At 51.7% G+C, this 15,109-nt stretch carries 7 protein-coding genes; 4 read left to right on the forward strand and 3 right to left on the reverse strand.

Annotation, left to right across the window (positions count from 1 at the left end):
• Positions 1-55 precede the first annotated feature (55 nt).
• Both rcsC and gyrA read right to left on the reverse strand, forming a co-directional pair.
• Positions 56-2,917 (reverse strand): two-component system sensor histidine kinase RcsC, encoded by a 2,862-nt coding sequence (gene rcsC / locus UC14_RS25225; RefSeq protein ID WP_112198664.1) that lies wholly within the window; start codon positions 2,915-2,917, stop codon positions 56-58.
• Between the two features lie 176 nt (positions 2,918-3,093).
• A complete protein-coding gene (gyrA, locus tag UC14_RS25230; protein ID WP_013574618.1) occupies positions 3,094-5,745 on the reverse strand; it encodes a DNA topoisomerase (ATP-hydrolyzing) subunit A in 2,652 nt (883 codons plus the stop codon).
• Positions 5,746-6,004: 259 nt separating this feature from the next.
• Here gyrA and ubiG point away from each other — a divergent pair, with 259 nt between their 5' ends.
• Positions 6,005-6,727, forward strand: a complete 723-nt coding sequence (gene ubiG / locus UC14_RS25235) for a bifunctional 2-polyprenyl-6-hydroxyphenol methylase/3-demethylubiquinol 3-O-methyltransferase UbiG (protein ID WP_013574617.1) — start codon at positions 6,005-6,007, stop codon at positions 6,725-6,727.
• A 68-nt stretch (positions 6,728-6,795) separates the two neighbouring features.
• On the opposite strand, the gene yfaL is transcribed toward ubiG, so the two are convergent.
• On the reverse strand, positions 6,796-10,584 hold the full coding sequence (gene yfaL / locus UC14_RS25240) for an AIDA-I family autotransporter adhesin YfaL/EhaC (RefSeq protein WP_112198665.1): 3,789 nt from the start codon (positions 10,582-10,584) through the stop codon (positions 6,796-6,798).
• Positions 10,585-11,294: 710 nt separating this feature from the next.
• Between yfaL and nrdA the strand changes: the two genes are divergently transcribed.
• The 3 genes from nrdA to yfaE all read left to right on the forward strand — a co-directional run bounded on the left by nrdA (position 11,295) and on the right by yfaE (position 15,041).
• Positions 11,295-13,577 carry a class 1a ribonucleoside-diphosphate reductase subunit alpha gene (gene nrdA, locus UC14_RS25245; RefSeq protein WP_013574614.1) on the forward strand — a complete coding sequence of 761 codons (2,283 nt, stop codon included), beginning with the start codon at positions 11,295-11,297 and terminating at the stop codon, positions 13,575-13,577.
• A 72-nt stretch (positions 13,578-13,649) separates the two neighbouring features.
• Entirely contained in the window at positions 13,650-14,780 is a 1,131-nt protein-coding gene (gene nrdB / locus UC14_RS25250; RefSeq protein WP_112198666.1) for a class Ia ribonucleoside-diphosphate reductase subunit beta, read from the forward strand.
• Positions 14,781-15,041, forward strand: coding sequence for a class I ribonucleotide reductase maintenance protein YfaE (gene yfaE, locus UC14_RS25255; protein ID WP_013574612.1), 261 nt, complete (start codon positions 14,781-14,783; stop codon positions 15,039-15,041).
• Positions 15,042-15,109: the final 68 nt, after the last annotated feature.

The raw sequence follows: 15,109 nt of genomic DNA on the forward strand, positions 1-15,109 counted from the left end.
CTTAAGTGACCGGCATTAACCTAACGGTGCCTTTTGTATTTTCCGACGTCGTCCGTCAGGATTGTCGCTTTCTGCGAACCAGCGCACTGTAATAACGCAGCGTATCGCGCAGGGTTTCCAGTGTGACTGGCTTGGATAAACAGTTATCCATACCCGCTTCCAGACAACGCTGCCGTTGTTCCGCCAGCGCGTTAGCGGTGACGCCGATCACCGGTAAGGTATGGCCGAGTTCGCGCAGTTTTGCCGTCAGCCCGTACCCGTCGAGGCGCGGCATGTTGACGTCGCTGAGCACAATATCAATTTCATGCGCACGCATGGCATCCAGTGCGTCAATCCCGTCGTTCGCCGTCACCACGATATAGCCCATCGTGCCCAGTTGATCCGCCAGGAGACGGCGGTTAATCGGATGATCATCCACCACCAGCAAGGTAATATCGCTGTAATCCTGCGCCACAGCGGATTCCGGCGTCGCTGAGCCGCCCTCTTCCACTGTCGTCTCGAGACGGTAAATCCGGTTGAGCAGCGCAGTGATTTCCAGTGGTGTGGACGTACTATGGATCCAGTAACCCGGACGCGTTTCGACTGGCGGCCCGATATGGCCGATTGAGAATTCAATCTGTGCGGCCAGTTCGCCCTTATGGATCAGCGGCGTGTCAGTAATCAGTACATCTTCCCGCTGGCTTTGCAGTTCCGGCTCGCAGCGCTGAACATTCGCGCCGTGATAACGCATCAGTTGCATCAGGTAACTTTCCAGATAAGCATTGCGCACATCCAGCCAGACCGTTTTGTCCTGCCAGTTGTCCAGCGGCTCACCCGACGGGAAAGTGGCGTTGTAGAGCGGAATACGCACCGTAAACGAGCTGCCCAGCCCCGGTTCCGACTCCACCTCAATATCGCCATCCATCAGGTTAATCAGCTTTTCACAGATAGCCAGCCCCAGACCGGTGCCCTGGAAATGGCGCTGCACGCCGGTTCCGACCTGGAAGAACGGATCAAACAGGCGGGTGATTTCGCGCTCAGGGATCCCGACGCCGGTATCGCGCACCTGAAACTCAAGATAGTTTCCGCAGGTTCTGACATTCAGAACAATGCAGCCGGTGTCGGTAAATTTAATCGCATTGTTCAGGATGTTGGAGATGACCTGTTGCAGACGCACCGGATCGCCATTGAATGACAACGGCACGTTGTGTTCGATAAAGCAGTAAAGTCCCAGACGCTTTTTCACCACCAGCGGCAAATAGTTACCGGCAATGTGAGTGATCACTTCGCGACAGGAGAATTCCTGCGGCTCGATTTTCAGCTGCTCGGATTCAATTTTGGAGAAGTCGAGAATGTCGCTGATGATTTTCAACAGCAGTGCCGACGAGTTATTCATTGCCGTCACCAGACGGTCAACGCCCTGAGGCAACCCTTGCGTTTGCAGTAAATCCAGGTTGCCGATGATACCGTAAAGCGGCGTGCGCAATTCATGGCTGACGGTTGCCAGGAACATTGATTTCGACTGGCTGGCCTGCTCGGCCGCATTAGCCATTTCCTGCAAAGACTCTTCCATTTTCACGCGCGCACTGACGTCGATCAGCACACAAATCGCCACGTCTTCATTACGGTAGCGTGAATGCACGAAACTTAGCTGGATGTTGTTATTGTTCTTGGTGATGACATCGACGAAATTGGTCTGCTGATCGCAGATGATCCGCGTAATACGCTGCCGGTCTTCCTGCGTCAGCATGCTGATATAATTATGCGCCAGTTCATTACTCAGGATGTTAACGCCATCGCTGATACGCAAAATGGAAATGCCGACCGGCGCTGAGGCCACGATTTTATGGTTGAACTGTTCATGTTCTTCAAGCCGGAATGCGTTTTCCTCGGCCGGTAAAAACATTTTGCGCTCAAAAACCCAGGCCAGAATAAACAATAACAGGCCGGAGAATATATTCAGTAAAACCGCATTAAAAATCAGGATCTTAAATCGCTCGATCACCGTATTAAACGGCATGGAATACACCACACTCAGCGAGGACGGTGTCAGCGGCTTTTTGTAGACCAAATCTTTATAACCATTTACATACCCGAAGAATGAACTGGCCTGCGGATAATCGCCCGGCGCGGCGCTGTAGTGCCCGTCCTCGGAAATCCCCAGCAGCGGCTGATCGTCTTCATCCAGCAACGTCACGGCGGTGTGCTGTGAATTCGGATTCAACAAATCTTCGGCGCGCAGATTTTGCTGAATACCCATCAGCGCTTCGAGTTTATTGCCGACATAAATCGGGGTCAGCACATACAAATTTCCGGAGTCTTTACTGCCGGACTGCGACACCCAGTACAGGCTGTTTTCTTTATCTGTGCTCTTACTGTTGCGATATTGCATAATTTTTTCATGCAATGATTTCAACTGTTCCTGGCTTTCGCGCTCGAACGGTTCGCTGCTGATACCAAAATCAACCAGACACAAACTCTCGCCACTGATGAGGAACACGCGATTGAGATCGTAGGCATCGGAAAAGTTGTCTTTCCAGTAATGGATCATGTTACCCAGCGAAGCCAGCGAATTACGGTAGCTATCATTAATCTGCGAGCAGTCGGACTCAGGGAACAATGAGAGATAAGACGGCGCCGTGTTTTTAGTGCTGATTATGCCGTTGATGATATCCAGCCCGTTCACTGAAGCGCTCAGGCGATTCTCAGCCATAAACTTAATGCTGTGCATCACATCATTGGAATTTTTGATGTAACTCTGCGCCAGATCGTAATTGAGATTGTCCTCATCGCGGATCTCGGATTCTTTGTTATGGAAAATATTCAGCACATAAAAGGTGGTCAGCAGCACACCCAGTGTCCACAACATAAGCGCCAGCACCCGGAAAAGATAACGGGAGATTTTTAGCGTTGTGCGAAACGAAGCAAGATATTTCAAGGATTAACCATTAGCAAAACGGCTCAGCGAGCGGAATGGGGATCAGGATACACTATTGCCAGACTTTCTAAAAAGCGCCGCATAATGCAGTGTAGGTGAAAGATTTGTTTTAAGACGAATCCAATAAAAAAGGGCATAACTATTGTTATGCCCTTTTGTCTGCTGACTAAGAAAACTTATTCTTCTTCGTCATCAGCTGGCTGATCGTCTTCACTTTCCGCGTCGTCTGGCAGATCGGCTGCTTGTGCCGCTTCCAGTTCGCCCGCTTCGGTGGCTACGCCATCCAGTTCTTCGTCTTCAACCGGTTCTGCAACACGTTGCAAGCCAACCACATTCTCATCGTCTGCAGTACGGATAAGCGTCACACCCTGGGTGTTACGGCCAACAGTACTCACTTCGGAAACACGGGTACGCACCAGCGTACCGGCATCGGTGATCATCATGATTTGATCCGCTTCATCAACCTGAATCGCACCAATAACCGGTCCGTTACGCTCACTCACTTTGATTGAGATAACGCCCTGCGTTGCACGGGATTTAGTTGGGTACTCGGTCGATTCAGTACGTTTACCGAAACCGTTCTGCGTCACAGTCAGGATACAACCGTCACCGCGTGGGATGATAAGCGATACAACGCTGTCGCCTTCGCCCAGACGGATACCGCGTACACCGGTCGCCGTACGGCCCATTGAGCGGACGGCTTCTTCAGAGAAGCGCACGACTTTACCGGCTGCAGAGAACAGCATGACTTCGTCTTTACCGTCAGTCAGGTCAACACCAATCAGCTCATCACCCTCGTTGAGGTTGATGGCGATAATGCCGGCGCTGCGTGGACGGCTGAAATCGGTCAGCGCAGTTTTCTTCACGGTACCGCTGGCGGTTGCCATGAACACATGACGACCTTCTTCGTACTCGCGTACTGGCAGAATGGCGGTAATACGTTCGTTCGGCTCAAGCGGCAACAGGTTGACGATAGGACGGCCACGGGCACCGCGGCTGGCTTCCGGCAACTGATAGACTTTCATCCAGTACAGACGCCCGCGACTTGAGAACATCAGAATAGTGTCGTGGGTGTTGGCCACCAGCAGACGATCGATAAAGTCTTCTTCTTTAATGCGTGCTGCTGACTTCCCTTTACCGCCGCGACGCTGCGCTTCGTAATCAGTCAGAGGCTGATATTTCACGTAGCCCTGATGCGACAAGGTCACCACAACGTCTTCCTGATTGATCAGGTCTTCGATGTTGATGTCAGAGGTATTTGCCGTAATTTCGGTACGACGCGGATCGTTGTATTGATCACGGATCGCTTCCAGTTCTTCACGAATGACTTCCATCAGACGGTCAGGGTTGGACAGGATGAACAGCAGCTCAGCGATTTGCACCAGCAGCTCTTTGTATTCATCCAGCAGTTTTTCGTGCTCAAGACCGGTCAGTTTCTGCAGACGCAGATCCAGAATGGCTTGTGCCTGTTGCTCAGTCAGGAAGTATTTTCCATCATGAATACCAAACTGCGGCTCCAGCCATTCAGGACGGGCTGCATCGTCACCCGCACTTGCCAGCATTGCTGACACGTTGCCCAGATCCCATGAACGCGCGACCAGGCCAGCTTTCGCTTCAGCCGGCGTCGGTGCCGCACGGATCAGTTCAATGATCGGGTCGATGTTCGCCAGCGCGATAGCCAGTGCTTCGAGGATATGAGCACGGTCGCGGGCTTTACGCAGTTCGAAAATGGTACGACGCGTCACCACTTCACGGCGGTGGCGGACGAACGCTGACAGAATTTCTTTCAGACCGAGAATCTTCGGCTGACCCTGGTGCAGTGCCACCATGTTGATGCCGAAAGACGTCTGCAGTTGCGTCAGGGAATACAGGTTGTTCAGAACCACTTCACCGACAGCATCGCGTTTAATTTCAATCACGATACGCATGCCGTCTTTATCAGACTCATCGCGCAGCGCACTGATACCTTCGACGCGTTTTTCTTTCACCAGCTCGGCGATCTTTTCGATCAGACGGGCTTTGTTCACCTGATACGGGATCTCGTGAACAATGATGGTTTCGCGACCAGTTTTCGCATCGGCTTCTACTTCAGCTCGGGCACGGATATAAATTTTGCCACGGCCGGTACGGTAAGCTTCTTCGATACCACGGCGACCGTTGATGATCGCAGCCGTCGGGAAGTCTGGCCCCGGGATGTGTTCCATCAGCCCTTCAATGCTGATGTTTTCATCTTCAATATACGCCAGACAGCCGTTGATCACCTCGGTGAGGTTATGCGGCGGAATGTTGGTTGCCATACCGACAGCGATACCCGACGAGCCGTTAACCAGCAGGTTGGGAATGCGCGTTGGCATAACAGAAGGAATTTGTTCTGTGCCGTCATAGTTTGGCACGAAATCGACAGTTTCTTTTTCTAAATCTGCCAGCAATTCGTGTGCAATTTTTGACATGCGGATTTCGGTATAACGCATGGCTGCTGCGGAGTCGCCATCCACTGACCCGAAGTTACCCTGCCCGTCCACCAGCATATAGCGAAGTGAGAAAGGCTGAGCCATACGAACGATGGTGTCATAAACCGCGGTATCACCGTGTGGGTGATATTTACCGATAACGTCACCGACCACACGGGCCGATTTTTTATAGGCTTTATTCCAGTCGTTACCGAGGACATTCATTGCGAAAAGTACGCGGCGGTGCACCGGTTTCAAACCATCGCGCACATCTGGTAACGCACGTCCGACAATAACGGACATCGCATAATCCAAATAAGAGTTTTTAAGCTCTTCTTCGATGTTAATCGGTGTGATTTCTCTGGCAAGGTCGCTCATGGAGCTGCTATCCCTCTACTGATTATTCATGGCCGCTGCCCACGTAGGCATATATAGCGCAAAGGTGTAAAACTATACCACAAACCAGCCAAACGTGGAAAACAACCGCCCCCTTTTGCCTACTATTATCCAACGCGTTTCAAACCTTTGCACGCAGGGCTTCATTTCGTATAAACATTAACCAAAACCACAAAACTGAGCCAAAGCAGATGGAATATGTATAATCCGCTAATCAAGTTATAAGGAGTTCATCACGCTCATGACAACCACACCCTCCGCAACACCGCAAAACATCGACCATGAAGAAATCGCCAAATTTGAAGCCGTCGCCTCGCGCTGGTGGGATCTGGAAGGCGAATTCAAACCGCTGCATCGCATCAATCCGCTGCGTCTGAACTACATTCTCGAACGCGCTGATGGCCTGTTTGGAAAAAATGTTCTCGATGTCGGCTGCGGTGGCGGCATTTTGAGTGAAAGCATGGCAGTGGCGGGGGCGACAGTCACCGGACTGGACATGGGCGGCGAACCCTTGCAGGTAGCACGTTTGCATGCACTGGAAAGCGGCGTGAAGGTGGAGTACGTGCAGGAAACCGTGGAAGCGCACGCCGACGCGCATCCGCAGCAATATGACGTGGTGACTTGCATGGAAATGCTGGAACACGTGCCGGATCCGGCTTCTGTCGTTGCTGCCTGCGCACGTCTGGTGAAACCTGGCGGCCATGTGTTCTTTTCCACCATCAACCGCAACAATAAAGCCTGGCTGATGGCCATTTTCGGCGCTGAATATGTGCTGAAAATGGTGCCGAAAGGCACGCACGACATCAAAAAATTCATCAAGCCGTCTGAACTGCTGGGCATGATTGACCGCACATCGCTGTTTGAGCGTCACATTATGGGACTGCACTACAACCCGCTGACCGACCATTTCAAACTCGGGCCAAATGTTGATGTGAACTACATGATCCACACCCAGGCGCTGTAATATTCTGACCGCAAAAAAAGGGTACAGCCTGCGCTGCACCCTTTTAATTTCATGACTAACCGACTGACTTACCAGCGAATACTCACCCCAACTGACGCTTCGGTTTGCGAAAAATCATCTGACCCTTCTTGCTGTCCGACCTTGCCCCAGAGCGTGGTATTTTCGCCCAAATTGCCACTGATCCCGGTACTCAGTTCCGCACTGTCTTTGGCGGCGTTATCGGTGAAATTCACGCCATCCACATTCAGGGAAGTTTCCGCACTGTTATGGCGGTAATTCGCCTCTACAAAAGGTCTGAGATGCAGCGTCGGCGACGGATGAATATCCCATTCACTGCGCAAGCCTAAGCGCGTCTGAACGTTATTATCCCCCTGTTGTGCCACTTTCGACTGATTCGACGCGGTAAAATCTTTCTGCTTCACGCCCTGATAAATCACCTGCGCCTGGGGTTGCACGGTCCAGTTCCACTGGTTTCCCTGCATCAGGGTAAAACGGTAACCACCTTCCAGTGAGGCGGAAAGGCCGGAAGAGTGATAATTATCATCACCTGTACCGTCTTCGCTGACGCTGTTATCAAACCAGGCATATTGCATCCAGCTGTCGAGATACGCGCCCTGATGATCCTGTGCGTTCTGATACCAGGAAGCGGTCAGTCCGACGGCGTATCCCTGACTGTCATTATCTGATTTGCGCCCGGTCAGTACGCTGGTGCTATCGCCGTGGCTGTTACTGTAACCGCCCACCACACCCGCCAGGATTTCCCCGTCACCTGCGCTATTGCGCAGGAAATTGCCGCTGATCTGAACCACTGACGTGTCATTGCGACTGTCAATCTGGCTGGCAAAGGTTGAGCTGTCGCGCGATGAATCCACCCGCAGCTTAATATTGTCATGACCGGCACCAGCATGATCCTGCGCCGTCATACTGAAGGCATTATTGGCGATGCGCAGGTTGCTCATATAGCCGCCCATTTTAGGGTTCAGCACCGGTGTAAAATCTTCCCCGCCAGAGGCTGGCACAGGTTGCGGCTGCGGTTGAACATCGGGATCAGGTTGCGGCTGGACGTCAGGATCGGGCTGAGGTTCCGGTTGAGGCTCCGGCGTCACCACCTGCGAGCGCAGATACCAGTCCTGATTATCCTGCACCAGAGAATAGTCGTAGGCGCCCATATTGATATATTGCTGACCACCGGCCAGATGGAAATCTGCCGCGTTCTGGAAGCTTTGCGGGTCGGCAACAAAATCGACAACTTTGATGCCGGTTTGTGTCGCCTGCCCGATGCCGCTGACCGGCACAACCGCCAGCGCGGTATCACCGGAAGTATTGCCGTTAAGAATCAGCTGGTCGGTCGCCGAGGTATCACCATTCATTTCAGTTTCCAGCACCAGCGTGCCGCCGCCGGTGTAATCACCGTTGACCGTCAGCGTATCCCCGGCCTTGCCATTCTCCAGACTGGCGGCTCCTGCGCTGTTATCAAGGCTGCCGTTGACCGTCACACCGGCTAAATAGGTCAATGCATCCAGGGAAAGATTCGTGTTCAGCGTGCCTTTAAGCGCCATACCGGACGTAGCATTCACCAGCGTGCCCCCCGTGCCGGTAAACAGGCTGGCATCCAGCGCCGAGGAAGTGTCCTGATTTGTCAGGACCAGCTGAGTGTTGTCGGAAATCAACAGTGTACCGGTGGAATCCGCATCGATGCTGCGCACCTGCTGATCCATGCCGGTGGCAAACGTGGCATTTTCGCCGACGTACAATGAAGAGGCGTCTGCGATGATGTTTTCCGCGCCTCCCTGCAAAGTACCCTGTTCGACCCGGACAGCGGAATGGCTGTTGCCCGAATCTTTCAGAATCAACGTACCGTTACCGGTTTTGGTGAACGTGCTGTCAACGTCTGCCTGCCCGCCGGTACTGTCAGCGGTTAAGCCGCCCCATTGCGTGGTCACGCCGTCGTCCACCTGCATCGTCCCTGAGGCCCGCATTTCAATATCTCGTGCCTTACCGGTTTGTGCTGATGTGGTATCGACCTGCCCGCTGGTATCGCCCGGCGCAGAAATCTCCAGCGTACTGGCCTGTGCCGGATCAGTAAAAATGACCTGACGATTATAGGCTTCATCGCCCAACTGAGAGTTACCGGTGACCTGCAATGTCCCGGAAGCGATCTGCGTCGTGCCCAGATAAGTATTGTTATCCGCCAGCGTGACGCGTCCGGCACCGGCATCAATCACCGCATACACGCCGCCATCAACGTGATAGTCGCTGCCCGTCCCCAGCGTCACCAGATCAGCATTACCGATTACCGTACCGCCGGACCCTGTAATCGTCAGGCCGTCGTTAGTCTGATTCGCTTCACCGTTGAAGGTGGTCATGTCCGACAAATCCAGCACACCGCCGTCGAGCACAACAGACTGCGGATCGGCCTGCAATATCGCTAAATCTTCAGCATCGCCCTGAACGCTGAGTACAGCGTTTTGTTCCACCACAATGTCGCCATCCAGCCCCATAGACTGCGCGCCGGTCAGGGTGAAACTGCCATTTTCTGCCACGGTCAGGTCGCCTGCTCCGGTGGTTGTCCCCGCCATGTAGCCGCTGTTAACAATGACATTACCGCCAGCATCAATATTCAATGTGCTGTTCTCATGCCCCATAAAGGCATTTTTAAAGGTTTGCTGCGTGCTGCCAACATTCAGTATTGCCGTGTCATTCACATAATTATCGTTACCTAACACAATACCGTGACAGGTATCTGCCGCAGCCTGGCAGTTGGTGTCGCCGACATTGATCAGCGTGTCATCACGTCCCAGCGTGACCGTGCCCTCTAAAATGTCGAATACGCCGGTAAAACCGCTGTTATCAGCATTAAGTACCAGTTCACCAGCACCGCGTTTGAAAATCGCGCCATAACCGGCGATCGAGTCATAAGCGCCGTCGTTGGCGGTATTGCCGATGATCAGCGTTTTATCTGCAGCAATATCAAAATCGGCTTCGCTGTGACCGAGATACATGAACCCGCCGCCAGCGGCATCGGGAGCATCGCCATAATTGCCAGCAACGTTATCGTGGTAATAGGCAACACCATCATTTTCTTGATAGTTTTCATCAATGTTGATGTTGATCAGGAATGGCGTAGACGCGCTGCTGGTGTAGATTGCGCCTCCCTGTCCTTCGGCCTGATTGCCTGTGAATTCGCTGTTAGTGATAAACATGCTGCCGTGGGAGTCAGACGTATTGTCCGTGGCATCAATCGCACCACCGCTACCATTACCTGAACTGGCACTTTTGTTGGTCTTTGCCTGATTATCCTCAAATAAAACATTTGTCAGCTGGACTTTATTATTAAGAGAATAAATAGCGCCGCCTTTCCCCTCACTGGAAATATTCCCTGAAAACACGGCATTAGTAATGGCAAGATCAGTATCACCTTCATCATTGGTGCCATTCATATATATTGCACCGCCGTAATCATGGGCGACGTTATCAATGAACAGGGTATTTTCTAAATATACCGTCGAGTTTTCTTTCGCAAAGATCGCGCCACCGTTTCCCGAACTGCTGTTTCCGGTAAATACGCTGTAACCGGTGGTGCTCTCAGGAATAATCTCCAGTGTGGTGCTGTTTCCCAGGTGGAAGGCACCGCCCGAGGAACCTGAACCGTTCAGGCCGGAGAACTGCATCTCAGCGCCATCAGCCACGGTATAGGTATTGAGGGTTTTATTTTCAAGCGTGGTGGCCGTGGCGTTGCAACTTTCAGTAATTTGCAACCCTGAACAGGCCGGGAGAGTTTCTGCAAAAGCCGCCTCTGAAAAAGGCAATAAATTAAAGACTAAAAATAAACACGCCGTGATTTTATTGAAGACCATTGAAGTTCTAATCCCGCACCTGATGAAAGAGGAGCGAAAGTAATATGCACAGTGCCGGGAGACCACTTAATGATAAATTTAGAATATATAAACAACATCATTCATTCATCATATGTATTTATAATAAGGCTCATTTTTCTCAAAAACGCACTTTTCAGAAAGTGAACAAAAACCTGCTGGCAAGGTTGCTCCGAAGCGGCTTAACGGCTGTACTGCGACGCCAAATCGTCATCGGTTGCAAGTCATTTTTTCCGCTAATCCAGTAGAATTTACGTTAAGAGACGGGGTATGCCGGGGTTAAAACCTTAGTTTTTAGGACGTTGGTTGGCGTGAACACCGCAACATGATTTTTTAGAATAGTTATCCAGATCAATATAGCGTTTTTTTCTAACGTTTAATAAACCGGCAGTTGATCACCTTTCATAAAAATATAAGAAAATCGTATCTGAGATATTGACAGGTTTGTCGCGCCAGCAATGACGGACTTCTCAGGCTTGACGTCAAAATTTCTCCCCAACTTATCCACAAATCTGCCCGTTTTGTTCACTTGCAAAAGGGACATTCAATCACTATCTTGTCATCAGAAAATAACAAACCCACAATATATTGTGTTTATATCCTGACCAGCACACTAGGAACCTCTTGTGCTGCCGCGCATGTTTTACGCGGTCAGGTCAGACCCTTTATAAACCTTTAAGGTATCGCACCCAATGAACCAAAGTCTGCTTGTTACTAAACGTGATGGCCGCACAGAACGCATCAACCTTGATAAAATCCACCGTGTCATTGACTGGGCAGCGGAAGGTCTTCAAAACGTATCAGTTTCTCAAGTAGAACTCCGTTCACACATCCAGTTCTATGACGGCATCAAAACCGCTGATATTCACGAAACCATCATCAAAGCGGCGGCTGATCTGATCTCTAAAGATGCACCGGATTACCAATATCTGGCCGCGCGTCTGGCGATCTTCCACCTGCGTAAAAAAGCCTACGGCCAGTTTGAACCACCAAAACTGATCGACCAGGTGACCCGCATGGTTGAAATGGGTAAATACGACAAACATCTGCTGGAAGACTACACGGCTGAAGAGTTCGAGCAGATGGACAGTTTTATTGACCACTGGCGCGACATGAATTTCTCTTACGCTGCGGTTAAGCAACTGGAAGGGAAATATCTGGCACAGAACCGTGTGACCGGCGATATCTACGAAAGCGCTCAGTTCCTCTACATTCTGGTCGCGGCCTGCCTGTTCTCCGGCTACCCGCGCGAAACGCGTCTGGATTACATCAAACGTTTCTACGACGCGATTTCAACCTTCAAAATTTCCCTGCCTACGCCAATTATGTCCGGCGTGCGCACTCCGACCCGTCAGTTCAGCTCATGCGTGCTGATCGAATGTGGCGACAGTCTGGATTCCATTAACGCGACCTCCAGCGCCATCGTGAAATACGTTTCACAACGCGCCGGTATCGGCATCAACGCCGGTCGCATCCGTGCGCTGGGTAGCCCGATCCGTGGCGGTGAAGCATTCCACACCGGTTGTATCCCGTTCTACAAACATTTCCAGACTGCGGTGAAATCCTGTTCTCAGGGCGGTGTTCGTGGCGGCGCAGCGACACTCTTCTACCCGATGTGGCATCTGGAAGTCGAAAGCCTGCTGGTACTGAAAAACAACCGTGGTGTTGAAGGCAACCGCGTCCGTCATATGGACTACGGCGTGCAGATCAACAAACTGATGTATCAGCGTCTGGTGAAAGGCGGCGACATTACCCTGTTCAGCCCGTCTGACGTACCTGGCCTGTACGATGCATTCTTTGCCGATCAGGACGAGTTCGAGCGTCTGTACGAGAAGTACGAGCAGGATGCCAGCATCCGTAAGCAGAAAGTGAAAGCGGTGGAACTGTTCTCCCTGATGATGCAGGAACGCGCCTCTACAGGCCGTATCTACATTCAGCATGTTGACCACTGCAACACCCACAGCCCGTTTGATCCGGCTATCGCGCCTGTTCGCCAGTCCAACCTGTGTCTGGAAATTGCGCTGCCAACCAAACCGCTGGATGACGTTAATGACGAAAACGGCGAAATCGCGCTGTGTACGCTGTCTGCTTTCAACCTCGGTGCGATCGAAAGCCTCGACGATCTGGAAGAACTGGCTGTTCTGGCAGTTCGCGCTCTGGACGCCCTGCTCGATTATCAGGATTACCCGATCAAAGCCGCAAAACGCGGTGCGATGGGCCGACGTACGCTGGGTATCGGCGTGATTAACTACGCGTATTATCTGGCGAAAAACGGTGTGCGTTATTCCGATGGCAGCGCTAACAACCTGACCCACAAAACGTTCGAAGCCATTCAGTATTACCTGCTGAAAGCCTCCAACGAACTGGCGAAAGAACAAGGCGCGTGCCAGTGGTTCAACGAAACCACCTATTCACAAGGCATCATGCCGGTGGATACCTATAAGAAAGATCTGGATGCCATCTGCGATGAACCGCTGCATCTGGACTGGGATACGCTGCGTGAAAACATCAAAACATACGGCCTGCGTAACTCCACGCTGTCCGCGCTGATGCCGTCCGAGACCTCTTCGCAGATCTCCAACGCCACCAACGGTATCGAGCCACCTCGCGGCCACATCAGTATCAAAGCGTCGAAAGACGGGATTCTGCGTCAGGTTGTGCCGGAGTACGAGCGTCTGAAAGATCAGTACGAACTGCTGTGGGATATGCCGAACAACGACGGCTACCTGCAACTGGTTGGCGTAATGCAGAAATTCATCGACCAGGCGATTTCGTCAAACACCAACTACGACCCGTCGCGCTTCCCGAACAGCAAAGTGCCAATGAAACAGTTGTTGAAAGACTTGCTGACCGCCTACAAATTTGGCGTGAAAACGCTGTACTATCAGAACACCCGTGACGGTGCTGATGATGTACAGGAAGACATGAAAGCCGATGTGGCTGATGACTGTGAAAGCGGCGCCTGCAAAATCTAATCTTTTGTTTTAACTAAGAATATTATTCAAAACCCCCGTCAGGGGGTTTTTGCCGAGAATTTCGAGGAAGTTATGGCCTACAGTACTTTTTCCCAGAATAAAAACGATCAGCTTCTTGAGCCAATGTTCTTTGGTCAGTCGGTTAACGTTGCCCGTTTCGACCAGCAGAAGCATGAAATCTTTGAAAAACTGATCGAAAAGCAACTGTCCTTCTTCTGGCGTCCGGAAGAGATTGATGTTTCCCGCGACCGTATCGATTTTCAGGCGTTGCCGGATCACGAGAAACACATTTTCCTGAGCAACCTGAAATACCAGACGCTGCTGGATTCCATTCAGGGCCGCAGCCCGAACGTCGCGCTGTTACCGCTGATTTCTATTCCTGAGCTGGAAACCTGGGTCGAAACCTGGGCGTTTTCGGAAACTATTCACTCGCGCTCTTACACACATATTATCCGCAACATCGTGAATGATCCGGCGATTGTGTTTGACGATATCGTGACCAATGAAGAAATCCTCAAGCGCGCGAAAGACATCTCCGGTTACTACGACACGCTGATCGAGATGACCAGCTACTACCATCTGCTGGGCGAAGGCACGCATCAGGTCAACGGCAAAACCGTTGTAGTTAACCTGCATGAACTTAAGAAGAAACTCTACATCTGTCTGATGAGCGTCAACGCGCTGGAAGCCGTACGTTTCTACGTCAGCTTTGCCTGTTCATTTGCGTTCGCCGAACGTGAACTGATGGAAGGCAACGCGAAAATCATCAAGATGATCGCCCGTGATGAAGCGCTGCATCTGACCGGCACTCAGCACGCGCTGAACCTGCTGCGTTCAGGTCAGGACGACCCTGAAATGGCAGAAATCGCGCTGGAATGTCAGCAGGAGTGCCATGACCTGTTCGTGCTGGCGGCACAGCAGGAAAAGGACTGGGCAGAATACCTGTTCAAAGACGGTTCGATGATCGGCCTGAACAAAGACATTCTGTGTCAGTACGTCGAATACATCACCAATATCCGTATGCAGGCTGTCGGGCTGGATGCTCCGTTCAAAACCCGCTCGAACCCGATCCCGTGGATCAACGCCTGGCTGGTGTCTGATAACGTGCAGGTTGCGCCACAGGAAGTGGAAGTCAGCTCCTATCTGGTAGGTCAGATTGATTCTGAAGTTCACGCCGATGACCTGAGTGATTTCGAGCTTTAAATGGCCGACAGAACCATCACACTTTCAGCAAACGGACAGCAACTGGCGTGTAAGTCAGAGCACCGGAATTTGCTGGAGGTGTTTGAACATCATCAGGTTGAAGTGGAATACCAGTGTCGCGAAGGTTATTGCGGATCGTGCCGGATGCGGTTGATTAACGGTGAGGTCGCCTACAGCGAGAAACCCCTGGCCTTTATCTCAGACGGCGAGATTTTACCGTGTTGTTGCATGCCGGTTGGGGATATTGAGATCGCGTTTTAGACTTTACTCCTCCCCCTGCGAAGGGGGAGGACGGGAGGGGGTTTAAGGGCTAACAGTCTCATCAAAGC

The sequence above is a fragment of the Rahnella sp. NRRL B-41462 genome, assembly GCF_003263525.1.
Classification (GTDB): Bacteria; Pseudomonadota; Gammaproteobacteria; order Enterobacterales; family Enterobacteriaceae; genus Rahnella; species Rahnella aceris.

What these genes read in the sequence shown, in the direction of transcription:
- nrdA (WP_013574614.1), top strand. Translation starts at nt 11,295, where the DNA reads ATGAACCAAAGTCTGCTTGTTACTAAACGTGATGGCCGCACAGAACGC.
- yfaE (WP_013574612.1), top strand. Translation starts at nt 14,781, where the DNA reads ATGGCCGACAGAACCATCACACTTTCAGCAAACGGACAGCAACTGGCG.
- nrdB (WP_112198666.1), top strand. Translation starts at nt 13,650, where the DNA reads ATGGCCTACAGTACTTTTTCCCAGAATAAAAACGATCAGCTTCTTGAG.
- yfaL (WP_112198665.1), bottom strand. Translation starts at nt 10,584, where the DNA reads ATGGTCTTCAATAAAATCACGGCGTGTTTATTTTTAGTCTTTAATTTA.
- ubiG (WP_013574617.1), top strand. Translation starts at nt 6,005, where the DNA reads ATGACAACCACACCCTCCGCAACACCGCAAAACATCGACCATGAAGAA.
- gyrA (WP_013574618.1), bottom strand. Translation starts at nt 5,745, where the DNA reads ATGAGCGACCTTGCCAGAGAAATCACACCGATTAACATCGAAGAAGAG.